Origin of the sequence: Corallococcus macrosporus, assembly GCF_017302985.1 — a bacterium.
In the GTDB taxonomy this organism is placed as follows: domain Bacteria; phylum Myxococcota; class Myxococcia; order Myxococcales; family Myxococcaceae; genus Corallococcus; species Corallococcus macrosporus_A.
The window spans coordinates 381,075-401,951 of sequence record NZ_JAFIMU010000010.1; the positions used below are offsets into that span (position 1 = coordinate 381,075).

Annotated in this window: 1 protein-coding gene (cut by a window edge); it reads left to right on the top strand. The window is 71.3% G+C overall.

Going from position 1 to position 20,877, the window contains the following annotated elements; genetic code table 11:
- Nucleotides 1–20,877 carry the 5' portion of a non-ribosomal peptide synthase/polyketide synthase gene (locus JYK02_RS32310; protein ID WP_242589430.1) on the top strand. The gene runs 11,712 nt beyond the window's last position, so 20,877 of the gene's 32,589 nt are visible here — the first part of the coding sequence; its start codon is at nucleotides 1–3; the stop codon falls past the right edge of the window.

The window sequence follows — 20,877 nt, forward strand, 5'->3', positions numbered from 1 at the left end:
ATGGCTTCCACCCCTGAGCAGAAGCGCGCGCGGCTGGCGGAACTGCTGCGCGAGAAGCGCCGCCCCACGTCTCGTGTCCCGGCCTCGTTCGGACAGGAGCGCATGTGGTTCCAGGAGCGGCTGGCACCAGGGCAAGCCGGGTTGAACCTGCTCTATTCGGTGCGCCTGGAGGGGCGGCTCGACGTGCCCTCCCTGGCGGGCAGCCTGAACGAAGTGGTGCGCCGTCACGCGGTGCTGCGCACCACCTTCGTGGAGCAGGACGGACGGCCGTGGCAGCGCATCGCGCCGGAGCTGGACGTGCCCCTGCCTGTTGTTCCGGTGGCGGATTCGGAGGAGGCGTGGCGCAGGCTGCACGAGGAGGCCCTTGCGCCGTTCGACCTGGAGCAGGGACCGCTGCTGCGCGCCGTGCTGTTCGAGGTTTCTCCGGCCGAGCACCTGTTGCTGCTCGCGCTGCACCACACCGTGTCCGATGGCTGGTCCATGGGACTGCTGGTGCACGAACTGGGCGTGCTCTACGAGGCCCTGGCTTCCGGGGGAACGCCGGTGCTTCCCGCGCTGGCGTTGCAGTACTCGGACTTCTCCGTGTGGCAGCGCGAGGCGTTGAAGGGCGAGGCGCTGGAGGCGGCGATTGAGGTGTGGCGCTCGCGGCTGGATGCGCGGGCCGTGCTGTCTCTGCCCACGGACCGGCCCCGCACCGGACAGGCGGACAGCCGCGGCGCGACGGTGACCGCGATGCTTCCCGGCGCGCTGGTCCAGCGGCTCGCGGCCCTGGCTGGACAGGAAGGCACCACGCTGTTCACCGTGTTGCTCGCGGGCTTCAAGCTGCTGCTCTCGCGCTACTCCGGTCAGGATGACTTGACGGTCGGCACGCCTGTCGCGGGACGCTCGCGCGCGGAGCTGGAGCCGCTGGTCGGGTTGTTCGTCAACACGCTCGCGCTGCGCACGTCACTGGAAGGAGACCCTTCGTTCCGCGGGCTCATCGGCCGCGTGCAGGCGACGTCGGTGGAGGCCTTCGCGCACCAGGACGTGCCCTTCGAGAAGCTGGTGGAGGTCCTCCAGCCTCCTCGCCACCTGGACGTTCCGCCGTTCTTCCAGGTGATGTTCGTCCTGCAGAACACGCCGCTGCCCGCCGTGCGCCTGCCGGGACTGACGCTGGACGCGCAGCTCGTGGACAGCGGCTTCGCGCAGTTCGACCTGACCCTCTTCGCCTTCGAACAGGCGGACGGTCTGCGCCTCACCGCCGAGTACCGCACCGCCCTCTTCGACGAGGCCACGATGGTGCGGCTCATGGGCCACCTGCGGGTCCTGCTGGAGGACGCTGTCTCCCGGCCGGAGGCTCGCCTGTCGGAGCTGTCGCTCCTGGACGCGGCGGAGCGGCAGCGCGTGCTCCACGCGTGGAACGGGCCTCGTGAGGCGTACCCGCGTGGAGTGCTGTTGCATCAGCTCGTGGAAACGCAGGTGGCGCGCACGCCGGACGCGGTAGCCGTCACGTTTGGAGAGACGTCGCTCACGTATGCGCAGCTGGAGGCCCGGGCCAACCCGCTTGCGTGGCACCTGCGGTCGATGGGCGTGGGGCCGGAGGTCCGCGTCGGGTTGATGCTGGAGCGGTCGTTGGAGATGGTGGTGGCGCTGCTCGCGACGTTGAAGGCGGGAGGTGCGTACGTCCCCCTGGATCCGTCCCTGCCCGCGCAGCGGCTCGCGTGGATGTTCGAGGATGCCCGGCCCGCCGTGGTGCTCGTCCAGGAGCGGCTGGTGGCGCGGCTTCCGGCAGGTGTCGGCGTCCCGGTGCTGCGGTTGGATTCCCAGTGGGCGGAGGTGGCGCGGCAGCCGTCCTCGGCGCCTCCTGCCTTGGCCTCCGAGGACGCGCTGGCCTACGTCATCTTCACCTCCGGCAGCACGGGACGTCCGAAGGGCGCGATGAACGCTCACCCTGGCATCGTCAACCGGCTCCTGTGGATGCAGGGGGCACATCCGCTGTCTCCAGACGATGCGGTGCTTCAGAAGACGCCGTACAGCTTCGACGTGTCCGTGTGGGAGTTCTTCTGGCCGTTGATGACGGGGGCACGACTGGTGGTGGCTCGGCCAGGGGGACACCAGGAGCCGGGCTACCTGGCGGACCTCATCGCGAAGGAGCGCATCACCGTCACGCACTTCGTGCCGTCCATGCTCCAGGCGTTCCTGGAGGAGCCCGGCCTGGAACGGTGCGCGTCGCTGCGCCGGGTGGTGTGCAGCGGGGAAGCGCTGCCGTCGGAGCTGGCCGAACGATGCCTGGCGCGGCTGCCCGGCATCCGGCTGCACAACCTCTATGGCCCCACCGAGGCCGCCGTGGAGGTCACTGCGTACGAGTGCGCCCGTGGAGCGCTCGGGCGCTCCGTGCCCATCGGGTATCCGGTGGCGAATACGTGGATCCGGTTGCTGGATGCGTCGCTGCGGCCGGTGCCCCAGGGGGTGCCGGGAGAGCTGTTCATCGGGGGCGTGCAGGTGGGGCGTGGCTACCTGGGCCGGCCGGACCTGACGGCGGAGCGCTTCATCCCGGACGGGTTCAGCGACTCGCCCGGGGCCCGGCTCTACCGCACGGGCGATCTCGCCCGGTGGCTGCCCGACGGCGCCATCGAGTACCTGGGCCGCACCGACTTCCAGGTGAAGGTGCGCGGGCTGCGCATCGAGCTGGGGGAGATTGAAGCCGCGCTGGAGCAGCACCCCGCCGTGAGGCAGGCCATCGTCGTGGCGCTGGCGGGCGTCACGGCGAGCGACACGCGGCTGGTGGCGTACCTCGTCGGCGGTGCGGACGTGCCAGGGGCGGAGGCGCTTCGGACGTTCCTCGCGGAGAAGCTTCCCGAGTACATGGTGCCGGGGGCCTTCGTTCCGTTGGAGGCACTGCCTCTGACGTCCAGCGGCAAGGTCGACCGCAGGGCACTGCCCGCGCCGGATGTCGTCTCGGCCGTGGCTCCTGAGTACGTCGCGCCTCGCACGCCCACGGAGGAACGGCTGGCTTCGCTGTGGGCGGAGCTGCTGCGCGTGGAGCGCGTGGGCGTGCATGACGACTTCTTCGCGCTGGGTGGCCATTCGCTGCTCGCGACGCAGCTCCTGTCGCGCATCCGGGCGACGTTGCAGGTCGAGCTGCCCCTGCGCTCGGTGTTCAAGACGTCGATGCTCGCTGCGTTGGCGGCCTCCCTGGATGAGGCGCGGGGCCGGACGACGGGTCTTCAGTCGCCGCCCCTGCGGCCGGTGTCGCGGGACGGGGAGTTGGCGCTGTCGTTCGCGCAGCAGCGCCTGTGGTTCCTGGAGCAGCTCCAGCCCGGCGGCGTGGCCTACAACCTGCCTGGGACGGTCCTGCTCGAAGGCGTGCTCCATGTCCCCGCGCTGCGGCAGGCCCTGGATGCGCTGGTCCAGCGTCATGAGGTGCTGCGCACCACGTTCGCATCCGGGACACAGGGGCCCGTCCAGCGCATCGCGGATCAAGCTGCGTGCCCGTTCGAACTCGTGGACCTGGACGCGCTGCCTCCAAGCCCGCGCGTAGCCGCTGCGCAGCAAAGTGGCATCCTGTCCCTGGAGCGGGCTGCGCATGTGAGCGCGCGAGAAGCCTCTGCACAGCGAAGTGACAGCCAGTCCCTGGAGGGGGCTGCTCACGCGAGCGCGCGCCCCGCTGCTGCGCAACCGAGTGGTCCCCATTCTCTGGAGAGGTCCGCGAACAAGGACCCACGCGAGGCCGCTGCACAGCGCGGTAGCTCCAATTCCCAGGAGTGGGCCGCTCATGCGAGTCCGCACAAAACCGCTCTACAGCTGGGTGGCACCCCTTCCCAGGAGTGGGCTGCCCACGCGGGCTCGCACGAAGCTCCTGCGCTGCGGAGTGGCATCCAATCTCTGGAGCAGGCTGCCCGCACGGGCTCGCACGAAGCTGCTGTGCAGCGGAGAGGCATCCATTCACTGGAGGGGGCTGCTCACGCGAGTCCGCGCGAAGCCGATGCACTGCTGAGTGGCACCCAGTCCCTGGAGGGGACCACCCATGCTCAGCACGCGCGTGACGCGAGACAGCCGGATGACATCAATGCCGTGGCGGCGGGCAGCTCCATCCCGCGCACCCCTACAGCCGAACAACAGGCCGGTGATGCGCGTGCGGCCCGGCTGCGGGACTTCATCTCCGAGCAGGCACAGCGGCCTTTCGATCTGGCTCGGGGACCGATCTTTCGTGCGGTGCTCGTGCGGCTGGAGGAGACGCGGCATGTGCTGCTCGTGCTCACGCACCACATCGCCTCGGACGGTTGGTCCACGGGGGTGCTTGTGCGTGAGCTGGTGGCGCTGTACCGGGGCTTTGCTTCCGGCGCGCAGGCTTCGCTTCCGCCCCTTCCCATCCAGTACGCGGACTTCGCTGCGTGGCAGCGGCAGTGGCTTCAGGGAGAGGTGCTCAGGACTCAGCTTGCCTGGTGGCGTGAGCAGCTTGCGGGGACGCCTCCACTCCTGATGCTTCCCACGGACCGGCCTCGTCCGGCGGTGCAGACGTTTTCGGGCGACCTGCTTCCGGTGCTCCTGCCCCGGAAGATCATGGAAGGCGTGCATGCGGTGGCGCGGCAGGCCGGCGCCACGCCGTTCATGGTCCTGCTGGCCGCGTATCAGCTCCTGCTGTCCCGGTATGCCGGGCAGGATGACGTCAGCGTTGGCGCTCCGGTCGCGGGCCGCACCCGTTCGGAGACCGAGGGGCTGATTGGCTTCTTCGTCAACACGCTCGTGCTGCGTGCGCGCATCGACCCGCGTGCTTCGTTCCGGACGCTGCTGGCGCAGGTTCGCGCCACCACGCTGGGTGCCTTTGAGCACCAGGACGTTCCTTTCGAGAAGCTGGTGGAGGAGCTCCAGCCCGCTCGCGACCCGAGCCACACGCCCTTCTTCCAGGTCACCCTCACCCTCCAGAACGCTCCCACCGCGGAGTGGCGGCTGCCGGACCTCACGCTGCGCGAGTTGCCTCCGCCCTTCACGCCGTCGAAGTACGACTTCAGCCTCATCCTGGAGGAGTCGCCGGAGGGCTTCACCGGGAGCCTCCACTACAACACCGACCTCTTCGACGCGGCCTTCCTCCAGGAGTTGATGCGGGGCTACGCCTCGTTGCTGGAGTCACTTCCCGCGCAGCTTGAAGTTCCGGTGGAGCGCCTTCCGCTCATGCCCCTGGAGGCTCGGCGCCGGGTGCTGGAGGAGTGGAGCGGGGCTGCTGGCGTCCGGGACTTCTCCTCGCAATCCATCCCGGCTCGCTTCGCGGAGCAGGTCGCTCGGACGCCGGACGCGGTGGCGCTCGTGTCCGAGGCCGGCGGTCTGACGTATGCGCGGCTGGAGGCCCGGGCGAACCAGCTTGCGCACCACCTGCGTGCTTCGGGCATCGCGGAGGGCAGCCGCGTCGCGGTGCTGTTGCCCCGCTCCCCGGACCTCATCGTTTCGCTGCTGGCCGTGCTCAAGGCCGGGGCGGCCTACGTCCCCATCGACCTGCATGCCCCGCCCGAGCGCTGGTCCCTCCTGCTGGAGCAGTCCGGGGCAGCGATGGTCGTCACGCTGGAGGCGCTCGCGGATGAGCTGCCGTCACTGATGACGCCGCTGGTGCTGCTGGATGCGGATGCGTCCCGCGTGGCGGCACGTCCGGAGACCTCGGTGCTGGAGCAGCACACGGCGGGGGACCGGTTGGCCTATGTCCTCTTCACCTCGGGCTCCACGGGGACTCCCAAGGGCGTGTGTGTTCCGCATCGCGCCGTGCTGCGGCTGGTGGTGGACACCGGCTTCATGCGCTTCGGTCCGGAGGAGGTCGTCCTTCAGCTCGCGCCGGCCGCGTTCGACGCGTCGACCCTCGAAATCTGGGGTGCGCTGCTCCATGGTGCCCGGCTCGGGATCGCGCCTCCGGGCGAGCTGTCCCTCTCGCGCATCGCGGGGCTCCTCACCGAGCACCAGGTCACCACGCTGTGGCTCACGGCCGCGCTCTTTGAACAGATGGCCGTGCACCATCCGGAGGCCCTTGCCTCCGTGTCGCAGGTGCTGGCGGGCGGCGACGTGCTCCCGGCGGCCCGTGTCCGGGAGCACCTGTCCCGACTGCCTCCGGGCTCGGTGCTGATCAACGGCTACGGACCCACGGAGAACACCACCTTCTCCGCCACGCACCCGATGCAGGCGGGCGACGCGGTGGGGACCGCCGTTCCCATCGGGCGTCCGCTGCCCCACTCCACCGCCTACGTGCTGGATGCGGCGATGCGGCCGGTGCCTCCTGGCATGCCTGGAGAGCTGTACGTCGGCGGTGAAGGGCTCGCGTGGGGCTACCTCCACCAGCCCGCCCTCACCGCCGAGCGCTTCGTGCCCCATCCCTTCAGCACGGCGCCGGGTGCTCGGCTCTACCGCACGGGGGACAGGACGCGCTGGCGCGCGGATGGCTCGCTGGAGTTCCTGGGGCGCACCGACTTCCAGGTGAAGCTGCGCGGCTTCCGCATCGAACCAGGTGAGGTCGAGGCCGCGCTGCGCCTCCTGCCGGATGTGCGGGAAGCCGTGGCCGTGGTGCGCGAGGACGTCGCCGGAGACAAGCGGCTGGTGGCCTACGTCGTCGGCGAAGCCCTGGACGGCAAGGCCCTGCGATCCGCGCTCCAGGAGCGGCTCCCCGATTACATGATCCCCAGCGCCTTCGTGGTGCTGGACGCCCTGCCCCTCAACGCCAACGGCAAGCTGGACCGCTCCGCCCTTCCCGCTCCCGAAGCGCCCGTGGCTTTGGCGGACCGGTACGTCGCGCCTCGCGATGCGGTGGAGGAACAGCTCGCCGCCCTCTTCGCGGAAGTGCTGCATGTGGCTCGCGTGGGCATCCACGACGACTTCTTCGACCTGGGCGGCCACTCGCTGCTGGCCACGCAGGTGGTGTCGCGCGTGCGTTCGACGCTGGGCGTGGAGTTGCCGCTGGGCGACCTCTTCGCCGCTCCCACGGTGGAGACGCTCGCGGTCCGGGTGACGGCGCTGCGCTCGCGGGGCGAAGCACGTCCGGGGACTCCGCCGCTCGTGGCGGTGCCTCGCTCCGGGCCCGTGCCGCTGTCCCATGCGCAGCAGCGGCTGTGGTTCCTGGATCAGCTCCAGCCGGGCAGTGCCTTCTACAACGTGCCCGGCATCCTGGTGCTCGATGGGGCGCTGGATGCTTCCGCGCTGGAGCAGTCCCTCCAGTCGCTGGTGCGGCGCCATGAAGTCCTGCGCACCACGTTCGCGTCCGAAGGGGACTCGCCGGTCCAGCGGATCCACTCCGATGGGACGCTCACGCTGCCCGTCGTCTCGCTGGAAGCCATTCCCGAGAACCACCGTGAAGCCGAGGCGCACCGCCACGCCGCCTCCGAAGCGGCTCGGCCTTTCGACCTGGGCACGGGGCCCCTCGTCCGCGCCGTGCTGCTGCGGCTGGATTCACGGCGTCACTGGCTGCTCCTCACGCTGCACCACATCGTCTCCGATGGTTGGTCCATCGGCGTCTTCGCTCGCGAGCTGGGTGCGCTGTACCGGGCCTTCGCTGCTGGACAGGCTCCGGCGCTGGCGCCCCTGCCCCTCCAGTACGCGGACTTCGCTGTGTGGCAGCGCTCCTGGCTCCAGGGGGACGTGCTCCAGGCGGAGCTGGACTGGTGGCGGCAGCAGTTGGATGGCGCTCCCACCTCGCTGGAGTTGCCCACCGACCGGCCTCGCCCCTCCGCGCAGTCGTTCCGGGGGGCGTCGCTTCCCGTGTCGCTGTCCACCGGCGTGTCCGAAGCGGTGAAGGCACTGGCGGCCCGCGAAGGCGCCACGCCGTTCATGGTGCTGCTCGCGGGCTTCCAGTTGCTGCTGTCCCGCTACGCGGGGCAGGACGACGTGCTCGTGGGCTCCGCCATCGCCAACCGCAACCGCGCGGAGACGGAGGGGCTCATCGGCTTCTTCGTCAACACGCTGGTGCTGCGCGCTCGCATGGATCCGCGGGGCTCGTTCCGCGCGCTGCTGGCCCAGGTGAAGGCGACGACGCTCTCGGCGTACGCGCACCAGGACCTCCCCTTCGAGAAGCTGGTGGAGGGCATGCAAGGGGCTCGTGACCTGAGCCGTTCCCCGCTGTTCCAGGTGGCGTTCACGTTCCAGAACGCCCCCGTGGGAGCGCTGGACCTTCCCGGCCTGCGCCTGGAGCTTCGCGGCGGGGCCATCACCACCGCGAAGTTCGACCTGGACTTCAGCCTCCAGGAGCGGAACGGCGCGTTCAGCGGCGACCTCAACTTCAGCACCGACCTCTTCGACGCCACCACCGTCACCCGGATGATGGCGCACTTCGAGGTGCTGCTCGGCGCGCTCACGGCTCGGCCAGAAGCACCGGTGCGGGAGCATTCGCTGCTCGGCGGCGCTGAGCGCCAGCGGGTGCTCGTGGACTGGAACGCCACGCACCGTCCGCTCGCGCTCCACACCGTGCCGGAGCTGTTCGCGGCCCAGGTCCTCCGCGCTCCCGATGCGGTGGCGGTCCAGCACGAGGGTCAGGTGCTGACCTACTCGGCGCTGGCGACGCGGGCGCGGCGGTTGGCCTTGCGCCTGCGGGCCTCCGGACTCCGGCCTGAAGCCCGGGTCGCGCTGTGCGTGGAGCGGGGGCTGGAGCTGGTGGTGGGGATGCTCGGCATCCTGGAGGCGGGCGGCTGCTACGTGCCCATGGATCCCGCCTATCCGCGCTCGCGCCTCGCGTTCATGTTCGAGGACGCGGGCATCTCCGCGGTGGTGGGCCAGCGGGACCTGCTGAGCGCCCTCCCCGCGCATTCGCTGCCCACGGTGTACCTGGGGTCGGAAGCGGAGGGGCCCGGTCCGCAACCCGCGCTCGCTTCCGAGGACGTCGCCGTGCGGCCGGAGCAACTGGCGTACGTGCTCTACACGTCCGGCTCCACGGGCACGCCCAAGGGCGTGGGCATCACGCACCAGTCCATCGTGCACCTGGTGCGGGACACGAACTACGTCGAGCTGGGACCGGACGACTGCATGGTCCAGGCGGGGACGCCGTCGTTCGACCTGGCCACCTTCGAGATCTGGGGCGCGCTGCTCAACGGCGCCCGGCTCGTCATCCTTCCGCGCGAGGTGACGCTGGCGCCCATGGAACTCGCACGCACGCTGCGCGAGGTGGGCGCCACCACGGCCCTGTTCGCCACGGCGCTGTTCCACACCGTGGCGCGGGAAGTCCCGGACGCGTTCGCCACGATGCGCTTGGTCATCTACGCGGGTGAGGCCGCCAACGCGGATGCGGCTCGCGCGGTGCTTCGCGCGGGGCCTCCGGACCGGCTGGTGAACCTCTATGGCCCCACGGAGTGCACCGTGGGCGTCACCACGCACGACATCGTGGACCTGCCGGAGCACGCGACGTCAGTGCCCATCGGCCGGCCGATGACGCGCGTCCAGACGTACGTGCTGGATGCGCAGGGCCAGCCCGTGCCCGTGGGCGTCCCGGGCGAGCTGTACCTGGGCGGCGACGGACTGGCCCGGGGCTACCTGGGCCGCCCCGCGCTGACGGCGGAGCGCTTCGTGCCTTCGCCGTTCGGTGACGAGCCCGGTGCGAGGCTGTACCGCACGGGCGACCGCGTGCGGTGGCTGGCGGACGGGACGTTGGACTTCCTGGGCCGCATGGACACGCAGGTGAAGCTGCGCGGCTTCCGCATCGAGCTGAGCGAGGTGGAGGCCATCCTGCGCCAGCACCCGTCGGTGAAGGCCGCGGTGGCGGGGGTGAACGCGGATCGCCTCGTGGCGTGGTACGTGCCGGGCGCTCCGGTGGAAGCGGCGGAGCTGCGCGCGTTCGTCTCCGAACGGCTGCCTTCGCCGCTGGTGCCGTCCGCGTTCGTGTCGCTGGACGCACTGCCGCTCACGCCCGTGGGCAAGGTGGACCGCAAGGCCCTGCCGTCTCCGGATGCGCGCTCGGTCGCCGCCGGGCCCGTGGCTCCGGAGCGGATGACCCTGTTCCAGCAGCGCATCGCCACGCTGTTCCAGGAATTGCTCCGACTGGAGTCCGTGGGGCTTCACGACGACTTCTTCGTCATCGGAGGGCATTCCCTGCTGGCCACGCAGCTCGTCTCCCGGCTGCGGTCGACCTTCGGCGTGGAGCTGCCGCTGCGCGCCCTCTTCGATGCGCCCACCGTCGCCCGGCTCACGGAGCGGGTGGAGGCCCTGCTGCTCTCGCGCGTCGCGGGACCGCGCATCCCGGCGCTCGTCGCGACGTCACGGGATCGGGAGCTGCCGCTGTCGTTCGCGCAGCAGCGGCTGTGGGTGGTGGAACAATTGCGCCCGGGTGGCAGTCACTACAACATCGCCACCGCGCTGCGGCTGGACGGCGCGCTGGACGTGGAGGCGCTGCGCCGAGCCCTGGAGCTCGTCGTCTCCCGACACGAAGCCCTGCGCACCACCTTCGCGATGAAGGACGGACAGCCCGTCCAGAAGGTGCACATAGCGGGCACGTGGGAGCTGCCCATCACGGACCTGACCACCGTGCCCCGGGAGTCTCGCGAGGCCGAGGCCCAGCGGCGCTCCGTGGAAGAGGCCGCGCTTCCCTTCGACCTGGGCTGGGGACCGGTCCTGCGCACCCGGCTCTTGCGGCTGGAGGCCCGGGAGCACCTGCTGCTCCTGTGCATGCACCACATCGTCTCCGATGGCTGGTCGCTGGGCGTGCTGGTCCGTGAAGTGGCCGAGGGCTACGAGGCCTTCGCCTCTGGCCGGACGCCCGTGCTGCCGGCGCTATCCGTGCAGCCCGCGGACTTCGCCGTATGGCAGCGCTCCTGGCTCCAGGGGGACGTGCTGGCGCGGGAGGTGGCGTGGTGGAAGCAGCACCTCGCCGGAGCGCCCCAGGTGCTGGAGCTGCCCGCGGACAAGGTGCGCCCGGCGCTCCAGTCCACGAAGGGGGCACTGCTTCCCGTGCACCTTCCGGCGGCGCTGGTGGAGCGGTTGGTGACGCTGGGCCGCTCGGAAGGTGCGACGCCGTACATGGCGCTGCTCGCGGTGTGGCAGGTGCTGCTGTCGCGGTACTCGCGGCAGGAGGAGCTGCTGGTGGGCTCGCCCATCGCGGGGCGGGACCACTCGGAGCTGGAGGGGCTGGTCGGCTTCTTCGTCAACACGCTGGTGCTTCGCGGGCGCGTGCATCCGGGGGACTCGTTCCGCACGCTGCTGGCCCAGGTCCGGGCCACGGCGCTCTCCGCCTTCGAGCACCAGGACCTGCCCTTCGAAAAGCTTGTGGAGGAGCTCCAGGTGCCTCGCGACCTGAGCCGCAACCCGCTGGTGCAGGCGGTGTTCGCGCTCCAGAACGCGCCCACCGGCGAACTGAAGGCCCCGGGGCTCACGCTGCGGCCGGTGCCGGTGGACAACGCCACCGCGCGCTTCGACCTGGGCCTGCTGCTGCATGAGGCGCCGGACGGCCTGCGCGGCGTCATCGAGTACAGCACCGACCTCTTCGAGCGTTCCACCGTGGAGCGGCTGGCCGGGCACCTGCGGACGTTGCTCGACGCCGTCGTCGCCGCGCCGGACGTGCCGCTGGCCCGTCTGGACTGGCTCACGCCCGAGGAGCGCCAGCAGGTCCTCACGACCTGGAACGCCACGGACGTGGACTATCCGCGTGAGTCGAACATCGCGGAACGCTTCGCGCTCCAGGCCGCACGGCGTCCGGAGGCCATCGCGCTGGAGTTCGGGGACGCGCGGCTGACGTACTCGCAGCTGGAGGCGCGGGCGAACGCGCTGGCGTGGGTGCTGCGCGCGCAAGGCGTGGGCCCGGATGCGCTGGTGGCCGTGTGCCTGGAGCGCTCCGTGGAGCTGATCGTCACGCTCCTGGCCATCCTCAAGGCGGGGGGCGCCTACGTGCCGCTGGATGCCGCGTATCCGGCGCGGCGGCTGGCGCTCATGGTGGAGGACGCACCGCCTCGACTGCTCGTCACCACGCGCACGCTGCGGGCGTCGCTGCCGGTCGCGGAGGGCGTGCCGTGCCTCTTCGTGGAGGAGGTCCGCCTGGAGGGGCAGCCCGCTTCCGCACCAGACGTGGCCCTGTCGTCGCGGAACCTCGCGTACGTGGACTTCACCTCCGGCAGCACCGGCCGTCCCAAGGGCGTCGCCGTGGAGCACCGGGGCGTGCTGCGGCTCCTGCACGGTGCCACCTGGGCCCGCTTCACCCCGGACGAGACGTTCCTGCTGATGGCGCCCCTGTCCTTCGACGCGTCGACGCTGGAGCTGTGGGGTCCGCTGCTGTTCGGCGGCAGGCTCGTCGTCTTCCCGCCTCAGCGCTCCACCGACCTGGAGCTGCTGGGGCAGGTCATCCGCCGTCACGGCGTCACGTCGCTCTACCTGTCCGCGGGCCTGTTCGCGCAGGTGGTGGACGTGAAGCTGGAGGTGCTGCGCGGGCTGCGGCAGCTCATCGTGGGCGGGGACATCCTGTCCCCCACGCACACGCGCCGCGTGGTGGAGACGCTGGGCCTTCCGGTGATCAACGGCTACGGCCCCACCGAGGCCACCGTCTTCGCCTGCTGCCTGCGCATGGAGCGGCCCGAGGACATCCGGCCCGAGTCCATTCCCGTCGGCCCTCCCCTGCCGAACACGCGGACGTTCGTGGTGGACGGCTCGATGCGGCCGGTGCCCGTGGGCGTGCCGGGAGAGCTGCTCATTGGCGGGGACGGACTCGCGAGGGGCTACCTCTCCCGCCCGGACCTCACCGCCGAGCGCTTCATCCCCCACCCCTTCGCCACCACGCCCGGCGAGCGCGTGTACCGCACGGGCGACCGCGTGCGCTGGCGCGCGGACGGGAGCCTGGAGTTCCTGGGCCGCATCGACAGCCAGGTGAAGGTGCGCGGCTACCGCATCGAGCTTTCCGAGGTCGAAGCCGCCCTGCGGGATTGGCCCGCGCTCACGGACGCGATCGTGATCGTGCGCGAGGACGTGCCCGGAGATCAGCGGCTCGTGGCCTACGTGGTGGCGGGCGTGCTGGACGTCCCCGCGCTGCGCGAACACCTGCGGCAGCGGCTGCCCGAGTACATGGTCCCGGCCGCGTTCGTCTCGCTGCCCGTCCTGCCCCTCTCCGCCACCGGCAAGGTGGACCGTCGGGCCCTGCCCGCGCCAGACGTCACAGCCAGTGCTCGCAAGGGCCGGTTCGTGGAGCCCGCGGATCCGCTGGAGGAACAGATCGCTGCCGTCTGGGCCCGGGAGCTGGGCGCCCGGAGCGTCGGTGTCCATGATCACTTCTTCGAGGACCTGGGGGGCACGTCGCTGACCGTGGTCCGCGTCGCCAGCCGGCTGCACGATGCGCTTCAGCGCGACGTGCCCGTGGTGTGGCTCTTCGAGCACCCGACTGTTCATGGACTGGCCCGGAGACTGGGGCGCGAAGGACTGAGCGCACAGCCGGCCCGCGTGACCGTGCCCGTCTCCGAGCCAGTGCCTTCGCAGCCCGTGCCCGTGCCTTTGCCTTCCGAAACGGTGAAGGACGGGACGGCGGCGCTGCCGTCGAACGCCATCGCCATCATCGGCATGTCCGGGCGATTCCCGGGCGCGGCGTCGGTGGAGGAGTTCTGGCGCAACCTGCGTGAAGGCGTGGAGTCCATCTCCCACTTCACTCCCGAGGAGCTGGAGTCCATGCCGGGCCTGCCTCCGGGCGTGGAGCTGTCACAGCACCCGGGGTTCGTGCCCGCCCATGGTGTGCTCGCGGACATCGAGGAGTTCGATCCCGCGTTCTTCGACATGGCCTTGCGCGAGGCGCAGTGGACCGACCCGCAGCAGCGGATGTTCCTCCAGTGCGCGTGGACGGCGCTGGAGGACGCGGGCCTCGACCCCGCGCGCTTCCCGGGCGTCATCTCCCTCTTCGCGGGAGCGAACGAGTCCGGCTACGCGGCCGAGGTGCAGCGGCACCTGCCGCTGGACTCGGCGGCGTTCTTCGAGCTGTTCGGCACCGCGACCTACCAGAGCCTGCCGACGAAGGTGTCCTACAAGCTGGGGCTCACCGGCGAGAGCATGCTCGTGTACACGGCGTGCTCCACGGGGCTCGTGGCGGTGCACGTCGCGTGTCAGAACCTGCTGGCCGGCTTGTCGGACGTGGCGCTCGCGGGCGCGACGCGGCTGTCGGTGCCGCAGCGCACCGGCTACGTGCATCAGGAGGGGATGATCTACTCCCCGGACGGCCACTGCCGCGCGTTCGATGCGAAGGGCCAGGGCACCGTCTCCGGCAGCGGCGTGGCCGCGGTGGTGCTCAAGCGCCTGGAGGACGCGGTCCGCGACGGCGACCCCATCCACGCCGTCATCCGAGCCACCGCCGTCAACAACGACGGGCGCGACAAGTCCGGCTTCACCGCGCCCAGCGTGCAGGGCCAGGCGACCGTCATCACGCAGGCGCTGCGGCGCTCGGGCGTGACGGCGCGGGACATCGGGTACGTGGAGGCGCACGGGACGGCGACGCCCCTGGGCGACCCCATCGAGGTCGCTGCGCTCCAGCGTGCCTACGGCCTGGGCCCCGAGCACCAGGGCACCATCGCGCTCGCTTCGCTCAAGACGAACGTGGGCCACCTGGACACGGTGGCGGGGCTCGCGGGGCTCATCAAGGTCGCGCTGTCGCTGCGCGAGGAGGAGATTCCTCCCAGCCTCCACTTCGAATCGCCCAACCCGAGGATCGACTTCGACGCGGGACCGTTCTTCGTCAACACGCGCTTGCGGCCCTGGCCTCGGGGGAAGACGCCCCGGCGCGCGGCGGTGAGCTCCTTTGGCGTGGGCGGGACGAACGCGCACGCCGTGCTGGAAGAGGCCCCGGTCGTCCGCAGTGGGCCCTCGGCTCGCTCGCACCAGTTGTTCGTGTTGTCGGCGCGCTCGCCGGAGTCCCTGGAGGCGGGAGCACAGGCGCTGGCGTCGCACGTGCTGGCGGACCGGTCTCCGGAGGCGCTGGAGGCAGCGTCGTTGAAGCTGGCGGATCAAGTGTTGTCCGCGCGGTCGCCGGAAGCGCTGGAGGCAGCAGCGAAGCAACTGGCGCTGCGGGTGTTGTCGGCGCGGTCGCCGGAGTCCCTGGAGGCGCTGTCGGCCCGGTTCTCCGTGGACGTCGCGAGCGACGGGAGCGGGTTCGCGGACACGGCGTACACGCAGGCCGTGGGACGGCGGGCCTTCGAGTACCGGCGCATGGTGGTCGCGAGGGATGCGGAGGACCTGGCGAAGCAGCTTCGCAAGCCGGCCACGCCCGCGAGGTTGAAGGACGTGGAGGGGGCCCGCCGCAAGCGGGTGGCCTTCGTGTTCTCCGGTCAGGGTTCGCAGCAGGTGGGCATGGGGCGGGAGCTGTGCGCGTCCGTGCCGGTGTTCCGCGCGCAGGTGGAGACGTGCCTTGGATTGCTGGACGCGCCCCTGCGCTCGCGAGTGGACGCGCTGCTGCGGCCTGGACCGGGCCAGGAGGCGGAGGCGTCCGCGTCGCTCGCGGATACGCGCGTCGCGCTGCCGGCCCTGTTCACGGTGCAGGTGGCCCTGGCCCGGCTGTGGCGGGAGTGGGGCATCGTTCCGCACGCGGTGCTGGGACACAGCTTCGGTGAGTACGCCGCGGCCTGTGTCTCGGGCGTGCTCTCCCTGGAGGACGGCCTGCGGCTGGCCGTCGCGCGCGGGGAGCTGATGCACCGGTTGCCTCCGGGCGCGATGCTCGGCGTGGCGCTGCCTGCGGCGGAGGTCCAGGCCCTGCTCTCCGGTCGTCTGACGCTCGCGGCGCTCAACGCGCCGGACCGGTGTGTCGTCTCCGGGCCCGTGGACGAGGTGGAGCGATTCCAGGCGGTGTTGCAGGAGCGCAAGGCGGGCGCGGTGCGCATGCCGTCGGGTCACGCGTTCCATTCGGCGGACGTGGAGCCGTTGATGGGGGAGCTGGCTCGCGTGGTGGCTTCGCTCCAGAGGCATGAGCCTTCCGTGCGGTACGTCTCCAGCCTCACGGGAGCGCTGGCGCGGCCGGGCGAGCTGATCGCACCGGACTACTGGGCCACGCAGATGCGGCAGCCCGTGCGCTTCACCGATGCGGTGGGGACGCTGCTGGAAGAGGGCTGCAGCGTGCTGCTGGAGGTGGGGCCCGGCCAGGACCTCACGCCGCTGATGCGTGCGTGCCTGGGTGAGGACAAGGAGCGCGTGAAGGCGCTCGCTTCGTTGCGCCGGGGCGGCACGACGACGGAGCAGTCGGGGCTGTTGCAGTGCGTGGGTGAGCTGTGGATGCAGGGACTGGACGTGGACTGGACCGCGTTCTACGCCCACGAGCAGCGTCGTCGCGTGCACCTGCCGACGTACCGGTTCCTGCGCAAGCGCTGCTGGGTGGAGCCTCGCGGCCCGGGCGGTGCATCCGTGGGCACGGGCGTCGCACAGACGGCCGCACCGCAGCACCACATCGCCGAAGCTGGGGCCCAGACAGAGGCGGCAGGAGCGGCGATGGTGCCTCCGTCCCTGACGCGTCCTGACTCTCCGTTGGCGCCGACAACGGTCGACAGGCCTGCGCTGCCCGTGAGCACGGGTGCACTGACGGTCCCCCAGACCACGCGGGCGCTGCCCTCCAAGTCCCCTGCCCTCCCGGTGCCCGGTGGTCGTGAGGATGCGCCTCGCGGTGACGTGGAGGTCCGGATCGCCACGCTGTGGCGTGAGCGGCTGGGCGTGGACTTCGTCGGACGCGACGACAACTTCCTGGAGCTGGGCGGCAACTCGCTCATGGCCGCGCAGCTGCTCAACCAGCTCCGCGACACCTTCCATGTCCAGGTGCCGCTGGCCGCCCTCTTCGAAGCGCCCACCGTCGCGGGGCTTGCCTCCCGCATCGAGCCGCTGCTCCAGAACGCTCCCGCCCAGGAGCCCACGCGCGAGCTGCCTCTCGTGCCCCGATCCCGCACGGAACCGCTGCCGCTGTCCTTCGTGCAGGAGCGCGTCTGGCGCCTGGAGCAGTACCTCCCCGGCCTGTCCGCCTACACGATTCCCTTCGTCCTGCGCCTGGAAGGCCCCGCCGAGCCCGCCATCCTGGAGCGCGCCATCCAGGAGGTCGTCCAGCGTCACGAGGCCCTGCGCACCACCTACGACGCCGTGGACGGCAAGCCCGTGCAGCGCTTCCATCCCTTCGTGCGCATCCCGCTCCCCATCGTGGAGGTGGAAGGCACGCCCGAGGAGCGCGAGGAGGCTGCCCTCCACATCGCCCGCGAGGACGCAGCACGCCCCTTCGACCTGGTGCGAGGCCCCGTGCTGCGCACCACGCTCGTGCGTCTGCGCTCGGACCTGCACCTGCTGGTCTGCGCCATCCACCACATCGTCTGCGACACGCTCTCCACGGCGCTGTTCCTCCAGGAGGTCGGCCAGCTCTACGCCGCCTTCCTCCAGGGCCGGCCGTCTCCGCTGGCGCCCCTGCCCGTGCAGTACGCGGACTTCGGCGCGTGGCAGCGGCAGTCGCTCGCGGAGGCCCGCTTCCCCGAGCAGGAACAGTGGTGGCGTCAGCGGCTGGCCGGCATGCCCCGGCGGCTCGGCGTTCCCTCCGACCGGCCCCGGCCCTCGAACTGCCCGCTCACCTCCGAGCGCATGGTGCTGGACTTCCCACCGGCGCTCGCCGAGGCACTGGTCGCCTTTGGACGCAGCGAGGGCTTCACGTCGTACATGACGGTGCTCGCCGCGTGGAACGCGCTCCTGCACCGCTACACCGGGCAGGCGGACCTCATCGTCGGCACGCCCATCGGCAACCGCACGCGGCCGGAGCTGCTGCCGCTCATCGGCTACGTGGCGCACTCGGCCGCGTTCCGCACCCACGTCGGGGATGACCCGAGCTTCCGCGAGCTGCTGCACCGCGTGCGGCGCGAAGTCACCGACGTGCAGTCGCGGCCGGACGTGCCCTTCGAGATGCTCGTCGAACAGCTCGTCCCGGGCCGGGACATCGGCCGCGAGCGCATGACGGACACGGTCTTCGTCTACCACTCGAATCTAGAGATGGGCGGCGACGCGCTGGCGGCCGTCGGAGCGCGAGGCACGTTCATCGAGGTGCCGGGCACGCCCGTGCAGTGGGGCGCCACGCTGTCGGACCTGACGCTCATCCTCACCGAGGAACCCGGCCGCGTGCACGGCGCGCTGGAGTACGCGACGGAGCTGTTCGACGCGTCCACCGCGCGGCGGATGCTGGAGCACTTGCAGGTGTTGCTCGGCGCGGCGCTGGCCCGGCCCGAGGAACCCCTCTCCCGCCTGCCGCTGGCCACCGAGTCCGAGCGCCGCGCCTGGCCCGTCCCACCGCCCGTCACGCACGCTCCAGTCCTGCCCGCACGGCTGCGTGAACACGCACTGCGAAAGCCGGACGCCGTCGCCGTGGAGCAGGCGGGGCGCACCTGGACGTGGCGGGAACTGGCCTCGCGAGCACAACGGCTCGCCCTGCGGCTGCGGGAACAGGGGCTCCAGCCGGGAGAACCCGTGGCGCTCTGCCTGCGCGCGTCGCCGGAGAAGCTGGCCGCGCTGTGGGGTGTCCTGGAGGCCGGTGGTGCTCCGGTGACGCTCGGGCCCACGGATCTGGACTCACTGGCCGTCTACGCCGTGGAGGGCAGCGTCGTGCCCTGGCTCGTCACCTGGCGGGGGCTCTTCACCTCCACGCGCCTGGAGTCCTCGCGCGTCCTGCACGTCGAAGAAATGCTGGGGGACGCGTCGTCCGTAGCGGGAGACGCGGCGCTTCCGCTTCCCTCCCCGGAGTCCCTGGCGTGGCTGCTGCCCATGGGCGCGAGTCAGCCCGCGTGGACGTTGAGTCACGCGTCGCTCTCGGGATTCTTCGCGGGCCTGGATGCGCGGCTGCATCCGGCGCCAGGCACCACCTGGCTCGCCGCGTCCGAACCGGCTCCCGAGAAGCCCGAACTGGAAGCCCTCTGGGCCCTGTCGCGCGGCCTGCCCGTGCTCTTCCCGGCCGAGTCCACGGCATCGCGCCGGGCCTCGTCAGCCGGGGAGTCCTCGCGTCCGCTCCAGCTCAGCCTGTCGTACTTCGCCAATGACGAGGACTCGCTCACCGGCCCCAAGTACGAGCTACTGATGGAGGGCGCGAAGTTCGCGGACGCGCAAGGCTTCTCCGCCATCTGGACGCCCGAGCGGCACTTCCACTCGTTCGGCGGCATCTACCCGCAGCCCGCGGTGGTCTCCGCGGCGATCGCGGCCGTCACTCGCAACCTGCGCCTGCGCTCCGGCAGCGTCGTGTTGCCGTTGCATGATCCGCTGCTCGTCGCGGAGCAGTGGGCCGTCGTGGACAACCTGTCGCAGGGCCGCGTCGACGTGTCCGTGGCCACGGGCTGGCACGTCCAGGACTTCGTCTTCGCGCCCGGCAACTACGCGGACCGGCGCAACATCCTGCTGCGGAACCTGGAGACGCTGCGCGGCCTGTGGCGCGGCGAACGGCTGCGGCGGCCGGGCGGCAACGGCGTCACCGTGGAGGTGGGCCTGCGTCCGAAGCCGGTGCAGAAGGAGCTGCCCGTGTGGCTCACCGCCACCGCGAACCCGGAGATGTTCCGGCTCGCGGGCGAGCTGGGCGCGGGCGTCCTCACGGGCCTCTTCGCCCACTCGCTGGAGGAGCTGAAGCCGAAGGTGGCCCTCTACCGCGAGGCCTGGCGCCGCAACGGGCACCCGGGCCGGGGCCACATCACGTGCATGCTGCACACGTTCCTCGGTGACGACGAGGCGGAGGTCCTGAGGCAGGTGCGCAAGCCGCTGCTGGCGTACTTCCGCAGCTCGGCGGACATCACGACGTCGCTGCTCGCCGCGCAGGGATATCAGGGGGAGATCGCCAAGGTGTCCCGCGAGGACATCGACGCGCTGCTGGAGCACACCTTCGAGCACCACGCGAAGGGCACGGGGCTCATCGGCACGGTGGAGAGCGGCATCCAGCGGCTGCGGGACGTGCGGGCCTCGGACGTGGACGAGGTGACGTGCCTCATCGACTTCGGACTGGAGACGCCGGTCGTCCTGGAAGGGCTCCGGCGTCTGGCCAGGGCGAGGGAGGCCGTGGCCGCGGATGCGGCGTCCCACTCGCTGCGGGTGCGCGGCGAGCAGGAGACGGACGCGGAGGAGCTGGTGTCCCTGGCCCGGCGCTCGGGCGCGGTGCTGGTGAACACCACGGCGAGGCTGGCCCGTGCGTTGACGGACCTCCCGGGAGCACGTGAGGCCCTGGCGCCGGTAGGTGCATGGGTCCTGGAGAACGCGTCGGAGGAGCTGGCGTCGGCGCTCCAGCGCACGGCGGGCGGCAGCGTGCTGCTCGCGGGCGAGGCCCGTGACGGAGGCCTGTTGCCGCGCGCACCGGAGGAGAAGCTGCCTCCGGGGCTGGACGTCTGGGTGCTGGACGCGGCCGGGAACCCCGTGCCCGCGGGCGTCGTGGGAGAGCTGGCCCTGTCGGGCGCGGGTCTGCCCGCTTCGCTCTGGAGATCGGGTGATGCGTCCGAGCGACTGGTGCCGCATCCGTTGAATGGGGGCATGAGCCTCTACCGCACCGGCCGTCCCGTGCGTTCGCGCGCGGATGGCCGTGTCGAAGCCGTGAACCTCCCTGGGTTCAAGCTGCCCGCGCAGCGCCCCATGGCTTCGGGAGCCGCGAGTGCGCCAGCGGGTGCGCCATCCTCCACTGTCTCCACCGTCGTGGCCTCCAGTGCCCTCCAGGCAATTCCGCGCGCACCGCGCGACCGGCCCCTGCCGCTGTCGTTCGCGCAGCAGCGGCTCTGGTACCTCCAGGAGCTGGAGCCGGAGAGCACCGCGTACAACAACGCGATCATCTTCCGGCTCACGGGCACGTTGGACGTCACCGCGCTCCAGACGGCGCTCCACGCCCTCGTGGAACGCCATGAGGTCCTGCGCACCACCTACGCGCTGGCCGACGACGGCGCGGTGCAGGTCGTCCATGCGACCGGCGCCCTTCCCCTGGAGACGGAGGACGTTCCCGGCGACACGGCCGAAGCGCGCGAAGCCGCC